This window comes from Brotocaccenecus cirricatena (assembly GCF_020687045.1).
Lineage (GTDB): Bacteria > Bacillota > Clostridia > Oscillospirales > Oscillospiraceae > Vescimonas > Vescimonas cirricatena.
The window spans coordinates 56,192-74,212 of sequence record NZ_JAJEPW010000004.1 but is presented as its reverse complement, the minus strand read 5'-3'; the positions used below and the strand labels follow the sequence as shown (position 1 = coordinate 74,212).

18 protein-coding genes are annotated in these 18,021 nt (G+C 61.6%); 10 read left to right on the top strand and 8 right to left on the bottom strand.

Annotation, left to right across the window (positions count from 1 at the left end; genetic code table 11):
• Nucleotides 1–6: 6 nt before the first annotated feature.
• Together LKD37_RS02690 and LKD37_RS02685 are read left to right on the top strand one after the other, a co-directional pair.
• A complete protein-coding gene (locus LKD37_RS02690; RefSeq protein ID WP_302927805.1) occupies nucleotides 7–699 on the top strand; it encodes a hypothetical protein in 693 nt (230 codons plus the stop codon).
• Between the two features lie 182 nt (nucleotides 700–881).
• Entirely contained in the window at nucleotides 882–2,096 is a 1,215-nt protein-coding gene (locus LKD37_RS02685) for a M24 family metallopeptidase (protein ID WP_302927804.1), read from the top strand.
• A 151-nt stretch (nucleotides 2,097–2,247) separates the two neighbouring features.
• Here LKD37_RS02685 and gdhA read toward each other — a convergent pair whose 3' ends face one another.
• Nucleotides 2,248–3,600, bottom strand: a complete 1,353-nt coding sequence (gene gdhA, locus LKD37_RS02680; protein WP_302927803.1) for an NADP-specific glutamate dehydrogenase — start codon at nucleotides 3,598–3,600, stop codon at nucleotides 2,248–2,250.
• A 586-nt stretch (nucleotides 3,601–4,186) separates the two neighbouring features.
• Between gdhA and ssnA the strand changes: the two genes are divergently transcribed.
• Both ssnA and ygfK read left to right on the top strand, forming a co-directional pair.
• Nucleotides 4,187–5,530 carry a putative aminohydrolase SsnA gene (ssnA, locus tag LKD37_RS02675; RefSeq protein WP_302927802.1) on the top strand — a complete coding sequence of 448 codons (1,344 nt, stop codon included), beginning with the start codon at nucleotides 4,187–4,189 and terminating at the stop codon, nucleotides 5,528–5,530.
• A 38-nt stretch (nucleotides 5,531–5,568) separates the two neighbouring features.
• On the top strand, nucleotides 5,569–8,520 hold the full coding sequence (gene ygfK / locus LKD37_RS02670; protein ID WP_302927801.1) for a putative selenate reductase subunit YgfK: 2,952 nt from the start codon (nucleotides 5,569–5,571) through the stop codon (nucleotides 8,518–8,520).
• A gap of 79 nt (nucleotides 8,521–8,599) precedes the next feature.
• Here the strand turns inward: ygfK and LKD37_RS02665 are convergent, their stop codons facing one another.
• Complete coding sequence (locus LKD37_RS02665) at nucleotides 8,600–9,571, bottom strand: helix-turn-helix transcriptional regulator (protein ID WP_302927800.1); 972 nt, start codon at nucleotides 9,569–9,571, stop codon at nucleotides 8,600–8,602.
• Between the two features lie 153 nt (nucleotides 9,572–9,724).
• Between LKD37_RS02665 and LKD37_RS02660 the strand changes: the two genes are divergently transcribed.
• The 4 genes from LKD37_RS02660 (at nucleotide 9,725) to LKD37_RS02645 (ending at nucleotide 12,210) form a co-directional block, all read left to right on the top strand.
• Nucleotides 9,725–9,934 (top strand): DUF1858 domain-containing protein, encoded by a 210-nt coding sequence (locus LKD37_RS02660; RefSeq protein WP_022176530.1) that lies wholly within the window; start codon nucleotides 9,725–9,727, stop codon nucleotides 9,932–9,934.
• 68 nt (nucleotides 9,935–10,002) lie between these two features.
• The gene (locus LKD37_RS02655) at nucleotides 10,003–10,683 is read left to right on the top strand and encodes a class I SAM-dependent methyltransferase (protein WP_302927799.1); all 681 of its coding nucleotides are present in this window, start codon (nucleotides 10,003–10,005) and stop codon (nucleotides 10,681–10,683) included.
• Nucleotides 10,680–11,471 (top strand): Nif3-like dinuclear metal center hexameric protein, encoded by a 792-nt coding sequence (locus LKD37_RS02650; protein WP_302927798.1) that lies wholly within the window; start codon nucleotides 10,680–10,682, stop codon nucleotides 11,469–11,471. Before LKD37_RS02655 ends, LKD37_RS02650 begins: the two co-directional genes overlap by 4 nt.
• Before the next feature lie 4 nt (nucleotides 11,472–11,475).
• Complete coding sequence (locus tag LKD37_RS02645) at nucleotides 11,476–12,210, top strand: YebC/PmpR family DNA-binding transcriptional regulator (RefSeq protein ID WP_302927797.1); 735 nt, start codon at nucleotides 11,476–11,478, stop codon at nucleotides 12,208–12,210.
• A gap of 65 nt (nucleotides 12,211–12,275) precedes the next feature.
• Here the strand turns inward: LKD37_RS02645 and LKD37_RS02640 are convergent, their stop codons facing one another.
• Complete coding sequence (locus tag LKD37_RS02640; RefSeq protein WP_302927796.1) at nucleotides 12,276–12,836, bottom strand: phosphoribosyltransferase family protein; 561 nt, start codon at nucleotides 12,834–12,836, stop codon at nucleotides 12,276–12,278.
• A gap of 545 nt (nucleotides 12,837–13,381) precedes the next feature.
• Between LKD37_RS02640 and rpmB the strand changes: the two genes are divergently transcribed.
• Nucleotides 13,382–13,570: a 50S ribosomal protein L28 gene (gene rpmB, locus LKD37_RS02635; protein ID WP_022177551.1), complete on the top strand. Its 189-nt coding sequence runs from the start codon at nucleotides 13,382–13,384 to the stop codon at nucleotides 13,568–13,570.
• Nucleotides 13,571–13,867: 297 nt separating this feature from the next.
• On the opposite strand, the gene LKD37_RS02630 is transcribed toward rpmB, so the two are convergent.
• Together LKD37_RS02630 and LKD37_RS02625 are read right to left on the bottom strand one after the other, a co-directional pair.
• Nucleotides 13,868–14,770, bottom strand: coding sequence for a phosphate acyltransferase (locus tag LKD37_RS02630; RefSeq protein WP_302927795.1), 903 nt, complete (start codon nucleotides 14,768–14,770; stop codon nucleotides 13,868–13,870).
• 11 nt (nucleotides 14,771–14,781) lie between these two features.
• On the bottom strand, nucleotides 14,782–14,904 hold the full coding sequence (locus tag LKD37_RS02625) for a hypothetical protein (protein WP_302927794.1): 123 nt from the start codon (nucleotides 14,902–14,904) through the stop codon (nucleotides 14,782–14,784).
• A 46-nt stretch (nucleotides 14,905–14,950) separates the two neighbouring features.
• Here LKD37_RS02625 and LKD37_RS02620 point away from each other — a divergent pair, with 46 nt between their 5' ends.
• Nucleotides 14,951–15,148 carry a hypothetical protein gene (locus LKD37_RS02620; protein ID WP_302927793.1) on the top strand — a complete coding sequence of 66 codons (198 nt, stop codon included), beginning with the start codon at nucleotides 14,951–14,953 and terminating at the stop codon, nucleotides 15,146–15,148.
• Nucleotides 15,149–15,231: 83 nt separating this feature from the next.
• On the opposite strand, the gene LKD37_RS02615 is transcribed toward LKD37_RS02620, so the two are convergent.
• From LKD37_RS02615 to trmB, 3 genes are read right to left on the bottom strand one after another with little or no spacing between them, the layout of a single operon-like run.
• Nucleotides 15,232–16,431 (bottom strand): MalY/PatB family protein, encoded by a 1,200-nt coding sequence (locus LKD37_RS02615; RefSeq protein WP_302927792.1) that lies wholly within the window; start codon nucleotides 16,429–16,431, stop codon nucleotides 15,232–15,234.
• 2 nt (nucleotides 16,432–16,433) lie between these two features.
• A complete protein-coding gene (locus tag LKD37_RS02610) occupies nucleotides 16,434–17,288 on the bottom strand; it encodes a TatD family hydrolase (RefSeq protein ID WP_302927791.1) in 855 nt (284 codons plus the stop codon).
• Between the two features lie 22 nt (nucleotides 17,289–17,310).
• Nucleotides 17,311–17,988: a tRNA (guanosine(46)-N7)-methyltransferase TrmB gene (gene trmB, locus LKD37_RS02605; RefSeq protein ID WP_302927790.1), complete on the bottom strand. Its 678-nt coding sequence runs from the start codon at nucleotides 17,986–17,988 to the stop codon at nucleotides 17,311–17,313.
• Nucleotides 17,989–18,021: the final 33 nt, after the last annotated feature.

Genomic DNA, 18,021 nt, shown 5'->3' with positions numbered 1-18,021 from the left:
AGAGATTTGAAGCTTGATATCAGGACCTTGAGCGCGTCTCTGGTGGCCGGATTTGTGAGCTGGTACCTGTGCGCGGGGATTTACAATAAGAACGCGGATTCCATGTGGACGCCGCTGCTGATGGCGCTGTTGTTTCTTGTGCTGGCGGCGATAACCTGCCTGGTGGTGCGCCTTACAACGGGGCGGCGCACGAGATTTATGCAATTCAAGGGTATCGGTCAGATCATGACCATGCTGGCTGTGGGCCTGGTGGCGCTGATGGTGCTGGCCGGTCTGTTTGAGCTGCTCTTTGAAATCGGCAGCAGGGGAGATTCTCTTCAGTCCACTGCGGCCTGGGATATGCTTCATTATCGCCCGGCTATGGGCTCCGGATGGTTTCTTGGCGTGGTGCGGGTCCTTTTCCTGACCTTGCTGGGCGCCCTGGTGACGGCGCTGCGGGCGGTTGCCGTGGGCGGTGAGGAAACCGTGCCGATGGTGATCCTGGGATTGGGGCAGTCGCTGGCGGGCGCGCTGGTGATGGAGATCGGCAGCCGGGTGCTGTTTGTGCCGGCAGGCCGGTGCTGGCTGATCCTGTGGGTACTGCTGGCAGCTACCCCGGCCTGGAAGCCTGCACCCCGCACAGGCAACTCTGCGGTTATGCGCGGGCATGAGCAGCCGAAGCAGAGCTCAGGCTCCGGCGGCGGATTCACGTTTCATTGATCATGGCGCTGGAATTCAGAGATCAGACAAGCGGGCAGCGGCCGTCTGGCCGGCGGAGTCCGCACAATGGCACTGGAATCCAACAGGGATACGGCGAAACCTGGCAGCCGGATGTCGGCTATGGATACCCGGGAGGCTCTGCACCGAAAAAAAGACGCGGAGTCGGAGCTGCCTGGATTGCCGTGCCGGTCCTGTGCGTGGCCGCAGTGGTGATACTGCTGCTCAGCGGCGTACTGGGCGGGACATCTGCGCCGTTACCCGAGACAAAACCGACGCCTGTTGAGACACCGGAACCAGGCAACGAGGAGAAACCCGCCGGGGAGCTGAGTGCCATCCGGGAGCAGGCGGAAAAAATCATTCCGGGCTATCGCTGCCGGCATCTGGTGCAGCAGCTGGATGACCGGATGCTGGAAGACTTCCTGGCTATATACCAGGCAGTGGCGAATTTCCAGACGGAGGTCGAGTTTCCAAGCAGCATCAGCGTGGACGAGATGGTGGCGCTGATGACGCTGATTTATGGGAACTGCCCGGAGCTGTTCCAGATAGATGGCAATGCGACCTATTACTACAACAGCGTTGATCGAGACGGAGAAAAGATGGTGACGGGGATCAGCGAACTTTCTTACCATATGGATGAGGATACCTATCGCCGGGCCTATCAGCAGTGCGACCGGATCGTTCAGGAGGTGGTAAGCGGGGCGGCGGGCCTTTCTGAGCGGGAGGCGGAGCTGCATGCCTATCGCTACGTCACCGGCCACTGCGTCTACGACCTGTCCACGCCGTATTGCGGGACGCCCTACGGCGCGCTGGTGGAAGGCCGGGCTAAGTGTGACGGAACCGGAAAAACCATGCAATGGATCCTGGAGCAGATGGGAATCGTTTGCCTGTCGATTTCCGGCGCGCCCTTGGACGGCGGGAACGGGCACCAGTGGAATGTGGCGGAAATTGACGGCATATTCTATGATCTGGATGCCACCGCTGACCTGGGAAACCAGGGGGACAAGCTGCTGTATGGCCGGTTCAATGTGGATAACCACCTGATTCGGGACCTCTATCCCATCGGAGACGGCTATCTGTCCTGCTTCACCATTCCGGGTACCGACAGCATGTCGGGCAGCTATCATGCCCGCAATCATACGCGGGTGGAAAGCGACGCCGACTGCGGGCCGATTTTGGCGCAGCAGTTTTCACAGGTGATACAGAAGAACGGCGGCAGCTTTGCCATCCAGCTTGCGCAGAGTGCACAGGTGGATGAGCTGAGCCGGATCTTCGGAAAATGGGAGGGCACCGAGCGCTTCCTGAAGGAGTATGGCGTATCGCTGCAGGGCTTCGGCTATTACTCGCTGACGCAGCCCGAGACAAACGTCTATCAGTTCACAGTGTACCGGGATTCGTGAGGACAAAAAGGACTCCTGCCAAGGCGGCAGGAGTCCTTTGAGTGTCCCCTAAAAGTGCTTTGACCTTTGGGGCTTTTTGACAAGAAACAGGGGCCCCGCAGTTCTGCGGGACCCCTGTTGGTTCTATTTGGATGATATCCTATCTTTCGGCTTAGAAGCAGCCCTGCTCCATCATAGCCTCAGCGACCTTCTTGAAGCCGGCGATGTTGGCGCCAGCCACCAGGTCATAGCCCAGGCCGTACTCGGCAGCAGCATCGGCGGATTCCTTGTGGATGGTCTTCATCATCTTGTGCAGCTGAGCATCGACTTCCTCGGCAGTCCAGACCAGACGCTCGGAGTTCTGAGCCATCTCCAGAGCGGAGACGCCCACGCCGCCGGCGTTAACAGCCTTGGAGGGAGCCACAATGATGCCCTTCTGCTGACGCAGGAAGTTCAGAGCGTCGTTGGTGGTGGGCATATTGGCCACTTCGATGTAGTACTTCACGCCGGAGGCAGCGATCTTCTCAGCGGACTCCATGCGGACGTCGTTCTGCATAGCGGCGGGCATATACACGTCAACATCCTTGACGCCCCAGCACTTTTCGCCGGCCACGAACTCGCAGCCGAACTTGTCGGCGTAGGGCTTGCAGTGCATGGGATCCTTGGCGCGCATTTCCAGGATGAAGTTCAGCTTCTCGTCGGTGATGACACCGTCGGGATCGTGAACGTAACCGTCGGGACCGGCAAAGTAGGTGACGGCGGCGCCCAGCTGAGCGGCCTTCTTCATGATGCCCCAGCCCACGTTGCCGTAGCCGGAGATGGCGATACGCTTGCCCTCGATGGTGTCGTTCTCGTGCTTGAGCACTTCCTGCAGATAGTAGATGGCGCCGTAGCCGGTGGCCTCGGGACGGATCAGGGAACCGCCGTAGCTCAGGCCCTTGCCGGTGAGCACGCCGTTCTCCCACACGCCCTTCAGGCGGCGGTACTGGCCATACAGGTAGCCGATCTCGCGGCCGCCCACGCCCATATCACCGGCGGGAACGTCGATGTCGGGCCCGATGTAGCGATACAGAGCCGTCATGAAGCTCTGGCAGAAACGCATGACCTCGGCGTCGGACTTGCCGGCGGGATCAAAGTCGGAACCGCCCTTGGCGCCGCCGATGGGGAGGCCGGTCAGGCTGTTCTTGAAGGTCTGCTCGAAGCCCAGGAACTTGATGATGCCCTCATACACGTTCTTCTGGAAGCGCAGGCCGCCCTTGTAGGGGCCGATGGCGCCGTTGAACTGGCAGCGCCAGCCGCGGTTGGTGTGCCACTGGCCGTTGTCGTCGCACCACACAACGCGGAAGGTGAACATACGCTCGGGCTCGACCATGCGGTTCAGCAGGTCGACCTTCTCATACTCGGGGTGCTTCTCGATGACAGGCTCCAGAGAGGACAGGACCTCCTCGACGGTCTGCACGAACTCGGGCTCGTTGCCATGCTTGGTTCTGACGTTCTCCAGAACGCTGGCCAGATAAGCATTCATAATAGTTGCCTCCTCAAAAATTGTTCCAAGATTGTTCAAAATCGAATGGGTAGATGAAATTTGCTCATACCCCCATCCGTTCTGATAATAACACCATTCCGGCAAATACTCAAGGGGGTTATTCCGAAAATCGTCCCTCGCGACCGTAAAATCTTCGCGGTGTTTTTTGTGCATTTTGTAAAAAATGCACATTCCCTCCTTTGCACCCGGCAGCCGCCGCAAATTGTGGATTCCGGCCTATTTGATGATTATTTCACAATTTCGCGATACAGACTCTTTCGCCCGCAAAATTACCGGTATCCCGACTTTGTAGATTTTTTTCATAGGGATTCCGGCCTGGCCCGGCTGGCTTTTTCGGAATCCTGCACATTTTTTGCCGCTGGAGCTAAAATTTCTGTTGCATTTTTATACCAAAGCGTGTAAAATATAGGCAACAATCCAAGATTGGTAGCTGTAAGGAAGTGCCTCGCGCACGGGCTGCAACTATCACTCGGCTGTTGCTTGAGTGTTTCAGATCTCCATCCGGAGGTTTGAAACATTTTTCTTTACCCGGAAGCATTGGAACAATTCAAAAGGAGGAACACACATGAATCTGGTCATCAACGGAAGACTCATCACCCGGGACGAGGGCGGCAAGGGCTATTATGAGCACGGGGCCGTGGCCTATGAGGGAACCATCATCACCGAGGTAGGCGAGGAGAACGTCCTGCGGGCCAAATACCCCCAGGCCAACCTCATCGACGCCAAGGGCGGCGTCATCATGCCCGCCTTCATCAATGCCCACACCCATATCTACTCCGCCCTGGCAAGGGGCCTGTCCATCGTGGGCAACAATCCCACCAATTTCTACGAGGTCCTGGACGGCACCTGGTGGGCCATCGACCGCAAGCTGACCCTGGCCGGCACCCGCGCCAGCGCCGACGCCCTGTATATGGACTGCATCAAGCAGGGCGTTACCACCATCTTCGATCACCACGCCTCCTATGCCGAGATCCCCGGCTCCCTGCACACCATTGCCGAGTCCGCCAAGAAGTTCGGCATCCGCTCCTGCCTGTGCTATGAGGTCTCCGACCGGGACGGCGAGGAGAAGTGCCTGCAGGCCATCCAGGAAAACGCCGACTTCATCACCGAGTGCCAGAAGAACCAGGATCCCATGCTGGCCGCCATGTTCGGCGGACACGCCCTGTTCACCATCAGCGACAAGACCTTCGACCGCATGGTGGCCGCCAACAACGGCCGCACCGGCTATCACATCCATGTGTCCGAGGGCATGAACGACGTGTACGACAGCCTGCAAAACTATGGCCGCCGCCCTGTCCAGCGCCTGCAGGACCACGGCATCCTGGGTCCCAAGACCATTCTGGGCCACTGCATCCATGTGAACACCGCTGAGATGGAGATCATCAAGGAGACCGGCACCATGGTGGTCAACAATCCCGAGAGCAACATGGGCAACGCCATCGGCATCTGCCCGGTGCTCCAGCTGCACAAGCGGGGCATCCTGCTGGGCATGGGCACCGACGCCTATACCAACGACATGCTGGAATCCCTGAAGGTGGCCCTGTGCTCCCAGCGGAGCCAGAACTGCCTGCCCAACGTGGGCTGGTGCGAGGTCACGGACATGCTGTTCCGCAACAACGCCAAAATCGGCGAGAAGTATTTCCCGGTGCAGCTGGGGGTGCTGAAGGCCGGCGCTGCGGCGGACATCATCGTTATGGACTACAAGCCCTTCACCCCCTTCTCCGACGAGAACATCGACGGCCACATGATCTTCGGCATGACCGGCCGCCAGTGCCAGACCACCATCGCGGGCGGCAAGCTCCTGATGCAGGACCGCCAGCTGGTGGGCATCGACGAGGAGGCCGAAAACGCCCACATCCTGGAGGCCGCCAAGAAGCTCTGGGGCAGCCTGAACAACCGGGTGTATTGATGCGCTGATTTTTTACGATTCAAAAAGGAGGAGCCCCCATGTCCGAGAAAATGTATCCCATTCCCTTCAAATCCCTGATGAATTGGGTAATCACCGAGTACGCCGGCTGCGGCGACGTGTTCGGCGTGCATAAGCAGTACCACGCCACCGGCAAGAGCCTGCCCATCTTCGGCGAGCGCATCGAGACCCCCTTCGGCCCCGCCGCCGGTCCCAACAGCCAGCTGGCCCAGAACATCATCGCCGCCTATGCGGCCGGCGCCCGGTTCTTCGAGGTGAAGACCGTCCAGAAGATGGACGGCGCTGATCTGGCCGCCTGTGTGCCCCGCCCCTGCATCCTGGCCAACGACGAGGGCTATAACCAGGAGTGGTCCACGGAGCTGACCGTTCCCCAGGCCATGGACGAGTATATCAAGGCCTGGTGCGCTCTGAAGGTCCTCAGCAAGGTCTACGGCTTCGGCGATCCCGACGGCTTCGTGTTCAACATGTCCGTGGGCTATGACCTGGAGGGCATCAAGGGCGAGAAGGTCAACACCTATATCGACGGTATGATGGACGCCGGCCGCACCGCCGTCTTCGGCGAGTGCAAGGAGGTGCTCAAGGAGCTGTTCCCCCAGGAGACCGCCTTCATCGACGCCATCTCCCCCCGGGTGTCCCGCAGCGTCACCGTGTCCACCCTCCACGGCTGTCCCCCCGATGAGATCGAGCGCATCGCCAGCTACCTGATCTCCGAAAAGCACCTGCACACCTTCGTCAAGTGCAACCCCACCATCCTGGGCTACCAGACCGCCCGCCGCACCCTGGACTCCATGGGCTATGACTACATCGTCTTCGATGAGCACCATTTCAACGAGGATCTGCAGTGGGCCGACGCCGTGCCCATGTTTGAGCGCCTGCAGGCCCTGGCCGACAGCTGCGGCCTGGAGTTTGGCCTGAAGCTGTCCAACACCTTCCCGGTGGACACCACCCGGGGCGAGCTGCCCAACAACGAGATGTACATGTCCGGCCGCAGCCTGTTCCCCCTGACCATCGAGATGTGCCACCGCATTTCCCGCCAGTTCAAGGGTAAGATGCGCATCTCCTTCGCCGGCGGCGCGGAGTATTTCAACTGCGACAAGCTGTTTGCCGCCGGGATCTGGCCCATCACCGTGGCCACCACCATCCTCAAGCCCGGCGGATACAACCGCCTGCACCAGATGGTGGAGAAGGTGGAGCCCATGGCATACCGTCCCTTCTCCGGCACGGACACCCAGGCCATCTGCCAGCTGTCCGCCGCCAGTCACACCGATGTTCACCACGTCAAGCCCATCAAGCCCCTGCCCAGCCGCAAGAGCGACAAGCAGGTGCCCTGGATGGACTGCTTCACCGCTCCCTGCCAGGGCGGCTGCCCTATCCACCAGGATATCCCCGAGTATATGGAGCTGTGCCGCAAGGGCCTGTATGCCCCGGCCCTGAAGCTCATCACCGAGAAGAACCCCCTGCCCTTCCTGACCGGCACCATCTGCGCCCACCGGTGTCAGACCAAGTGCTCCCGGAACTTCTATGACGAGTCCGTCCGCATCCGGGATACCAAGCTGCTGGCCGCCGAAAAGGGCTACAACGCCCTGATGGCCTCCATCCGGCCCACCGAGAAGGTCTCCGGCAAGAAGGCCGCCATCATCGGCGGCGGCCCCACCGGCATCGCCGCGGCCTATTTCCTGGCCCGGGCCGGTATCGAGACCACCATCTTCGAGCGGGAGAGCTGCCTGGGCGGCGTGCCCCGGCACGTGATCCCCTCCTTCCGCATCGCCAACGAGACCATCGAGAAGGACATCGCCCTGATGGAGAAGTACGGCGTGGACGTCCGCTGCGGCGCGCCTGCCCCCTCCGTCACCGAACTGAAGGCCATGGGCTATACTCACATTCTGTTCGCCGTGGGCGCCTGGAAGCCCGGCAAGCTGGAGATCGCCGGTGATGTGGCCGGGGCCATCCAGTGGATGAAGGGCGTCAAGGCCGGCAACATCGCCGTGGGCGGCAGCATTGCCGTCGTCGGCGGCGGCAACACCGCCATGGATGCCGCCCGTCTGGCCAAGCGCAGCGGTGCCAAGCAGGTAACTCTGGTATATCGCCGGACCCGCAAGTACATGCCCGCCGACGAGCATGAGCTGGCCCTGGCCCTTCAGGACGGCGTGACCTTCGCCGAGCTGGCCGCTCCCGTGAAGCAGGCCGACGGCGTGCTGACCTGCGAGAAGATGGTGCTGGGCGAGGCCGACGCCTCCGGCCGCCGCAGCCCCGTGGGCAGCGGCGAGTTCTTCGACATCCCCTGCGACCTGGTGATCTCCGCCGTGGGCGAGCAGGTGGACAGCGCCCTGATGGCCGCCAACGGCATCGAGGTGGACAAGAAGGGCCGCCCCGCCTTTCAGACCAACCTGCCCGGCGTGTATGCCGCCGGTGACGCCACTCGCGGCCCCGCCACCGTGGTGGAGGGCATTGCCGACGCCGCCCGCTTCGCCCAGGAGGTCATCGGCCAGGCCTACACCTATGACATTCCCCAGCAGGCCTATATCACCAAGACCGACGCTCAGGCCAAGAAGGGCATCCTGAACATGAGCGGCTGCGTGTGCCAGGAGGGCAGCCGCTGCCTGCAGTGCTCCACCGTGTGCGAAAACTGCGTGGATTCCTGCCCCAACCGTGCCAACGTGGCCATCGCCATGGCCGACGGCAGCCACCAGATCCTCCACGTGGACAAGATGTGCAACGAGTGCGGCAACTGCACCCAGTTCTGCCCCTATGCCTCCGAGCCCTGCCACGATAAGTTCACCCTGTTCCAGACCGCCGAGGATATGGAGGACTCCCACAACGCCGGCGTCCTGTTCCTGGAGGGCGGCAAGGTCCGGGTGCGGCTGGCCGGTGCGCCCCAGGAGTATAACCTGGACGAGGCCAACGACCTGCCCCGGGAGCTGGAGACCTTCATCCTCACCATCCGGGATCAGTACGGCTATCTGTTCGCCTGATTCGTTCGCCCATAATGACAAAGCCCAGGGGGCGCTGCTATGCAGCGCCCCCTGGGTTATTATAAGGTGATCCAGTGTTTCATGCATCATACCGTGCCAGTACCCGGCGGCAGTAGTCCGCAAAGTCCCGGCGGACGCCGGCAGGGGAGAGAAGCTCCGCCTTGTCCCCGAACTGGAACAGCCAGCCGTAGAAGGTGGGGCCGGCCTCCACCGGGGCGGTGAGGGCCACATGGTCCGGCCCGTCCGGCCGGATGTGGGCGTCGGAGCCGAAGCGGTCCATGGCGGGGTTGATCAGCGACCGGTGCAGCCGCAGCCGGACGGTGACGGAGGCCCCACCGTACATATCGAAGATCTTCCGGACATACCGGCCCAGGTCAAAGTCCCGGGGCAGGGGAGAGCGGGGCGAGTCCAGCACCGTCAAGTCCATCATCCGGTCCACCCGGTAGTGGCGGTAGTCCTGCCGCAGGGCGTCGTAGGCCACCAGGTAATAGTACCGGTCCACGCACAGGGCCACCGGGTCCGTGACGTAGGCAGCCCCATCCCGGCGGAAGGCCCGCTGCCCCTCCGCCGTCCAGTCGAAGTAACGGAAGGACACCTGTCGGTCCCGGCTGATGGCGGTGTGGATGCCATCCACGGCGTAGTACAGGGTCTCGTTGGTGGTCCGGGGACGGCCCAGGACGTACACCTGCCGCCGCAGCTGCCGGGCCATGGGGCGGCTGGTGAGCTGCTCCAGCTTGCCGATGAGCTCCATGCTCTTTTTCTGCGTCAGGAAGGGGGCCGCCTGAACGGCATCCACCAGCAGCTTCACCTCCGGCAGCTGGAAGGTCCGCTCCCCCAGGTAATAGCCGAACTGCCGCCCCTTGACGGTCTCTACGTCCATGCCGAAGGACTCCAGCAGCCGCAGGTCGTCATAGACGCTCTTGCGCTCGGCGGAGATTCCGTTGGCGGTCAGATAGGCCAGAAGCTCCGGCATCCCTGCCGGGTGCTCCTGGTCCGTCTCCTCCTCCAGGTATTTTGCCAGATACAGCAGTTTCAGCTTCTTGTCCCCCATGGTTCCGCCTTCCTTTCCGGTTTTGACAACAGTATACCAGCTGCGCCCGCCGCTGAACAGGTAATTTTCGGAATTTGTGAAAGTTTTTGTTGAAACGGCGGCACGGTTGGGGTATACTATAGGCAGTAAATTCAACAACGGAGGTATTTTACTATGATCGAGATCACCAAGGACACCATCATCGGTGATATCCTGGATGTCGCGCCCCAGACCGCTCCCATCTTCCTGTCCATCGGCATGCACTGCCTGGGCTGCCCCTCCTCCCGCGGCGAGACCGTGGAGGAAGCCTGCGCCGTTCACGGCATCGACGTGGACAAGCTGCTGGCCCTGGTCAACGAGGAGGCCAACAAGAGCGCCCAGTAACCGTCATATGCAAACAGGAACGCATACGGCCCGTCCGTATGCGTTTATCTGTGTTATCAGGAGAGCCTATGAAACACTTACAATTGCAGCCCCGGCTGCGGCTGCTGGCGGATATGGTCCCCCAGGGGGCCAGACTGGCGGATATCGGCACGGACCACGGATATCTTCCGGTGTGGCTGATGCAACAGGGGCGTATTGCCTCCGCCATCGCCGCCGACATCGGGCCGGAGCCTCTGGCCCACGCCCGCCGCACGGCGGAGGAATACGGCGCGGCCCTGGACCTGCGCCTGTGCGACGGTCTGCGGGGCATTGCCCCCCATGAGGCGGACACGGTGGTCATAGCCGGTATGGGCGGCGAGACGATCATACAGATCCTGACGGATAGCCCCTGGCCCCGGACCTCCGGCTGCACCCTGCTGCTGCAGCCCCAGACCAAGGTGGAGCTGCTGCGCCGCTGGATTTCGGAAAACGGCTATGTCTGCCGGGACGAGCGGCTGGTGTGGGACAAGGGCAAGCTCTATGTGGTGCTGCAAATGACGGCAGGGGAGCCCTTTACCCCGGATGAGGTCCGGCTGTACGGCGGCCTGCATCTGGAGGGGGACCCGCTGTACGGCGATTATCTGGAGGCACAGCTGCACCGTCTGCGCCGCCGGCTGGACGGCCTGGGGCACAGCAGGGAAGGGGCGGACTGCGGGACCCTGCCGCAGCTGATCGCCGCCCTGGAAAAGAAGAAGGAGACGCTGAAATGACCACGGTACGGGACATCGAAACCTTTCTGTATGCCTGGGCTCCCCGGGAAACGGCGGAGAGCTGGGACAATGTGGGCCTGCTGGTGGGCCGGGGGGACCGGGAGGTCCGCCGGGTGCTGGCAGCCCTGGACGTAACCCCCGCCGTGGCGGCGGAGGCGGCGGAGCTAGGGGCGGACCTGATCGTGGCACATCACCCGGTGATGAACGTCCGCTGGCATGAGCAGGAGATGCAGACTCTCCGGGATGACACCCGTCTGGGGGGGCTTCTGACGTACCTGGTGCGCCATGACCTGTCCGCCATCTGTATGCACACCAATCTGGACGCGGCGGAGGGCGGCGTCAACGATCAGCTGGCCAAGGCCCTGGGGCTGACGGACACGATTCCGCTGAATGAACAAAAAATTGGCCGCATCGGCACACTTTCTTGCGAAAAACCCCTTGAACAGTTCCTGCATGATGTGGTAAAATCATTAGGTTGCAGGGGCCTGCGATACCGCAGCGGCGGACGGCCCGTGCGCCGGGTGGCCGTGGGCGGCGGAGCCTGCGGCGAATATATCCCCCAGGCACTGGCCCAGGGGTGCGATACCTTTGTCACCAGCGACCTGCGGTATAACGACTTTTTGGACACCCAGGGCCTCAACCTCATCGACGCGGGGCACTTCCCCACGGAGGACGTGGTGTGCGCCGAGGTGGTGCGCCGCCTGCAAAAAGCGTTTCCCGATATCCGCGTCTTAAAATCGGCGGTCCATCACGACGCCGTGCAATACTACATGACCGAAGGAGAGTAATCACATGTCCGGACATTCCAAGTGGCACAATATTCAGAAAACCAAGGGCGCGGCCGATGCCAAGCGCTCCGCCACCTTCACCAAGATCGCCAAGGAGATCATCGTGGCCGTCAAGCAGGGCGGCAGCGGCGACCCCGCCAATAACTCCCGTCTGGCCACCGTGGTGGCCAAGGCCAAGGCGGCCAATATGCCCAACGACAACATCAAGCGCACCATCGACAAGGCGCTGGGCTCCGGCAACACCGATAACTACGAGTCCGTCACCTACGAGGGCTACGGCCCCTGCGGCGTGGCCGTCATCGTGGAGGCCCTGACCGACAACCGCCAGCGCACCGCCCCCGAGATCCGGCACTATTTCGATAAGTACGGCAAGGGCATGGGCGCCCAGGGCTGCGTGTCCTGGTCCTTCGACCGCAAGGGCGTTATCGTCATCGACAACGAGGACGGCGAGCTGGACGAGGACACCGTCATGATGGACGCGCTGGACGCCGGCGCCGAGGATTTCTCCCCCGACGGCCCCGTGTTCGAGATCACCACCGATCCCGACAGCTTCAACGACGTGGTCAAGGCCCTGGAGGACAAGGGCTACACCTTTGAAAGCGCCGAGATCGAGATGGTGCCCCAGAACTACGTCACCATGACCGGCGAGGACGACGTCAAGAGCATGAACAAGCTCATTGATATGCTGGAGGACAACGAGGACGTCCAGAACGTGTGGCACAACTGGCAGCAGGACTGAGCCGAAAAAGAGTAACAAAAGGCAGCCGATCCTGCGATCGGCTGCCTTTTTTGGAAGCAGATGTCTTATTTCACGGAACCGTCCGGATTGAACAGGGGCAGGGGAGCCAGGAACCTGATGTCATGGCGCTTGGCGGCGTCGCCCTCGGCCAGAACAGCGATGCGTGCCACCACGGTGCCGCCGGCCAGGGCCACCAGGTCCTCCATGGCCTTCAGGCTGCCGCCGGTGGAGATCACGTCGTCCATCAGGACGATGCGCTTGCCCCGGATCAGGTCCGCGTCATCCCGGCCCAGATACAGCTTCTGGGTGCCGGCGGTGGTGATGGACTGATCCTCCACATGGATGGGGTCGGGCATATAGGCCTTGGGACCCTTCCGAGCGATGAAGTACTTCTTGGCCCCGGACTGGCGGGCCATTTCGTGGATCAGGGGGATGCTCTTGGCCTCTGCGGTGAACAGGTAGTCATAGCTGCCAGGCTCCAGCAGCTTCAGCAGCTCCCGGCCGCAGGCCTCGGTCAGCTCCGCGTCGCCGAAACAGATGAATGCGCCGATATACAGATCGTCTGTGACCTTGCAGATGGGCAGCTCCCGCTGAAGCCCGGCCACGGTCATTGAATAAGTGGACATAACAAAATCTCCATTCTGCCGCAAGGAAAAAATGAAACGCTGCGGCTGTCGTTTTTCAGCGAACAACCCGCCTTTTCCGGCGAAAAAGACGGGTGTCCTATCGACTCTATTATAAAGGATATATGGCAAAAGTCAATACAAAAAGTGACATATCCCGCCAACAGCGGTTCTTCCTGTATTTCCGGCCCGGGCAGACCGGCCGGATTTATCAGCCCTGAACGAGCCGGGGCTGCGGCGCTCATCACCCATGAGACACTTGCCACTATGTCCTGGGCTGTTTTGCAACCACATTTTTGCAATTTAAGAAGAATCGTAATATGTCACAAAATAAGACGGCATCTCTTGGCTATTGTGCCCAAGCTGTGAGACGCCGCCGAGGGGGCGTATTTCAGCTTTTATTCGCTTGGCTGAGAATGTATTGCGGCCTGACAGATTTTTTTCAGATTTTTGTCAAATAATGCTTGCATTTTGCGCCGCAATCTGCTAAGATATCTATTGCTTGCGATGTAGGCAAGCGAGTTTCTCACAGCAAGGAGGTGCAACGGATGGCAAAGTGCGAGTTCTGCGATAAGGGCGTGACCTTCGGTATCAAGGTTTCCCACTCCCATAGACGCTCCAATCGTCCCTGGAAGCCCAATGTCAAGCGCGTGAAGGCTATGATCAATGGTACGCCTCGCCATGTGTACGTTTGTACCCGGTGTCTGCGTTCCGGTAAAGTTACCCGCGCGATCTAAGCTCGGACAAACAAGATGAGCCCTGTGCCGCAAGGCACAGGGCTTTTTTCTGCCTGTTCCGGCAAAAGCGGGGCCGAAGCCCCGCTTTTCAGCTTGTCAAAAAAGCCTTTTTTGACAAGCTGCGTGCGGTTTTTCAGAACTTTTTAAGTTCTGAAAAACCTGTGATTGCAAACGAAAGACACCCCTGATGGGTTTCTTTCGTAACTATCTTCCTTTTCGATGGCGAAAGATTCCCGAGTTTTTCGACAGTCTCAAAAGCGGGGCCGAAGCCCCGCTTTTGTCAGATTGTTATGGTGCTTATGCCTTCAGGCAGCGGAGGACCGCCAGCAGGATGGAGTAATACTTGCTGTCCGGCGTGTCGGCCCGGCTGGTGATGATCACCGGGCAGGAGGCGCCGCAGATGGTGCTGGCCATGGTCTTTCCGGCGATATAGGTGATGGACTTGTACAGCACGTTGCCGATCTCGATAAAGGGCACCAGCAGAATGTCCGCCTGGCCCGCCACGGGGTCGTGAATGCCCTTGTGCTTGACGGACTCCATGGAGATGGCGCCGTCCAGCGCCAGGGGGCCGGACACCACGCAGCCGGGGATGCCGCGCTTGGCGATCTCGGCGGCGGACACGGTGGAGGGCATCTTCTCGGTGACGTTCTCCACGGCGGACAGCACCGCCACCTTGGGAAGCTCCACCCCCAGGGCGTTGGCCACAGGCAGGGCGTTCTCCACAATGCCGATCTGGGTGTCCACATCGGGAGCGATGTTGATGGCGGCGTCGGTGATCATCATGAAGCGGCCCTCATACTCGAAAATGCCGCACTGGCTCACCAGACGGCGGCCGCTGGCGGGGATCAGACCGGTTTCCCGATTCAGAATGGCCTTGGCAAAGCTGGAGGTCTGGAGAATGCCCTTCATGGGGATGTCGGCCTTGCCCTCCCGCACCAGTTGCACGGCGGCCTTGGCGGCGTCCAGCTCCGGGCCGTCGAAGTCGACGATCTCATACTCGGCGGGGTCCTCGTTCATCTCCCGCAGCAGGGCCAGAATTTCGTCCTTCTTACCCAGCAGGGTGCCGTCCACCACGCCCCGGCGATGGGCGTTGACCACGGCACTGAGGGCGGGCTCGTCATGGGCGTTGGCCAGGACGATGCGCTTTTTGTTTTTATGAGACAGGACATAGGCTTCCAGTTCTTTGAAATTCGTGAACATATCCGTTCCTCCTATTTTACTTTTCCGTTTTGCTCCCATTTTTCGGGAACAGAATTATTATACAACCCTCTTTCGGCAAAAACAACCAAAATCGCAGATTTTTTCTGCGCCTGTCTGGCGAAAAAACTTGCCATCGGCGGCAATTTCCTGTATACTTTACCGTAATAAGGAGGGGCTGCCATGTCATTTGAAAAAATTCTGTTTTACGGCATCATCATCGTGGGGGCGCTGCTGCTGATCGGTCTGACCTATTACCGCATCGACTGGGCCCGCCATCCGGAGAAATACCAGGACCTGGTGGAGCAGGCGGAAAAGGACGAGCAGGAGGCGGCCCAGCGCCGGGCCATGAGCAAGCTCAGCAAGAAAAAGCGGAAATAAAAGCAGGGCAGGGGAGAGACTTCGTTGGAAATCTCTCCCCTGCTTTTTATGTGGTCATTGCCGGGCCGTGCCGCAGGCGCGGCTCAGCCCACAAACACGTATTTTTCCAGCCGGTCCATGGCCTCCCGCACCAGGGAATGGGGCAGGGCGGCGTTGATGCGGATGCAGTCGCCGTCGCCGAAGCCCGCGCCGTTCTGCCAGATGACGCCATGCTCCACGCCCCGGCGGCGGAGATCATCCGGCGTGATGCTGTGGCTGCAGCACCAGGCCCCGCAGTTGACGAACAGCATATACGTCCCCTGGGGCAGCATCATGGTGACGCCGGGATAGCGGCTTTGCAGGAAGTCCCGGATATACCGCAGGTTCCGGTCCAGCACGGCGCACAGCTGGTCCACCCACGCCATGCCCTCGTCGCTGTAGGCCCCGGTGAGGGCGTGCATGGACAGCACGTTGCAGTCGTTGTAGCCGGACAGGTTTCCCTGCCGCTGGACCCGGCAGCGAAGCCGGTCATTATAGATGATGTGGTAAGAGCCGATCAGCCCCGCCAGGCTGAAGGTCTTGGTGGGGGCATAGAAGGCCACGGTGCGCTCCCGGGCATCCCGGGAGACGGACTGGGTGGGGATGTGGGTGTACCCCGGCATGATGAGATCGGACCAGATCTCGTCGGAAATGACGGTGCAGTCGTTGGCAGCGTATACCTCCATGGCCTGCTCCAGCTCCCAGCGCTCCCATACCCGGCCGCAGGGGTTGTGAGGGGAGCACAGGATGGCCACATGGATGTCGTTTTCCTTCAGCTTCCGGTCCATGTCCGCATAGTCCATGCGCCAGATGCCCTCTGCGTCCTGCGTCAGGGGTGTGTGGATGATGGGACGGCCCAGCCGCTCCAGGGTGTGGGTGAAGCCCACATAGGTGGGGCTGTGGACCAGAATCGGCTCGCCGGGGCAGGTCAGGGCCTGGACCACGGAACTGACGCCGCCCAGAACGCCGTTTTCATAGCCGATGTGCTGCCGCTCCAGGCCGGTGACGCCGTGGCGCACCTGCTGCCAGCGGATGATGCTGTCAAAGTAGGCGCCGCTCAGCTGAAAATACCCGAAATTCGGGTGGTCCAGCCGGGCCCGGATGGCCTCCAGCACCGGCGGCGCGGTGGGGAAGCTCATGTCCGCCACCCACATGGGGATCCGGGAAAAGCCCTCCTTGGGCTCCACCCCGTTATAGGGGATCATGTCCAGGGCCAGGGCGTCCCGGCCCCGCCGGTCCAGAATGGTATCGAAATCGTACTGCATGGTTATCCTCCGTTCTCCGTTCCGGACAGGTGGAACACCCGCCGGGTATTTTCCAGTATGGCCGCCTCCGCAGTTTCCGGCGGCAGATGCTTCAGCCAGGCGATCTCCTCCACGATGCGCGGCAGCAGCAGGGAGGAGTTGCGCACCCGGCTCAGGGATTTTTTGCTGCCCGTCCAGGGTACGTCCGGCAGCACATAGGGGCTGTCAGTCTCCACCAGCAGCCGGTCCAGGGGAGCGCGGGCCACTGCGTCCCGCAGGGCCTCCGATTCCCGGCGCAGCAGCGCCCCGCCGATGCCCAGACAGAACCCCAGGTCCAGATAGGCCCGGGCCGTGTCCCAGTCCCCCTGGAAGCAGTGGACCACCCCGCCTGGCAGATGTCGCCGCCTGCGCCGCAGCATGGCCAGGGCGTCCCGGTCCGCCATGCGGATGTGCAGCACCAGGGGCAGTTCCAGCCGCCGGGCCAGGCCCAGCTGATACCGGAACCACAGCAGCTGGGTCAGCCGGTGCTTCCGGGGCAGGTGATAGTCCAGCCCGGTCTCGCCGATGGCCGCCACGCCGGGCTCCCGGGCCCAGACCTCCAGCTGCCTGCGCTGCCGCCAGGGGGCCTGATGGGTCCGGGTGGGGTGCACGCCCACCGCCAGGCGGATGAAGTCCGGATGCTGCCGGTACAGGGCGGCGGTCCGGCGGTTGGACTCAAAGTCGATGGCGGGCTCGATGGAAAGGACAACGCCGCTCTCCCGCAGACGGTCCAGCAGGTCCTCCCGCTGTCCCTCCCGGGCCGTCAGCTCACCGGTGAGATAGCGGAAGGCGCCGTCGAAGCGCTTGTGGCTGTAGTGGGCGTGGCTTTCGATGATCATGCGCGGGTCCTCCTCTCCGGGGTTACGCTTCTTCCGACTCCTCCGGCTGTGCAGGGGCCTCCCAGGGAACCATGATGGCCACGCACCGGTTGATGGTGACGCCCTGCTGGTAGAATTTGGCCTCGTAGTCCGTCATGACCCCCACGGGGCCGTCGGCGTGGAGGTCCCGGGTGACCTGGGACAGCCGGAAGCCGAATTGGGGGATCTCCTCCAGGGACCACTCGAACAGCTTGTCGTTGTCGCTTTTGAAGTGGATCTCGCCGCCCATGGGCAGCACCCGGCGGTACAGCTGCAGGAAATTGCCGTGGGTCAGGCGGCGCTTTTTCTGGTTGCTTTTGGGCCAGGGATCGCAGAAGTTGATATAGATGCGGTCCACCTCGCCGGGGGCGAAGAAGTCCGGCAGGCAGGCGGCGTCGCCGTCCACAAAGAACACATTGTGCAGCCCCGCGTCCCGGGCCCGCTCCATGGCCACCACCATGGCGTCGGGGACTTTCTCCACGGCGATCAGCAGCACGTCCGGCTCGGCGGCGGCGGTTTCCACGGTGAAGCGGCCCTTGCCGCAGCCCAACTCCACCCGCAGCTCCCGGGCATCGGGCAGCAGCTCCCGCCAGCGGCCCCGCAGAGCACGGGGATCCGCCACCAGCAGGGACGAGCAGGCCTCCATCCGGGGCACCAGATTCTTTTTCTTTCTCATGCGCATGGGTCATTTCCTCCTGTGCGGCCATGGCCGCAA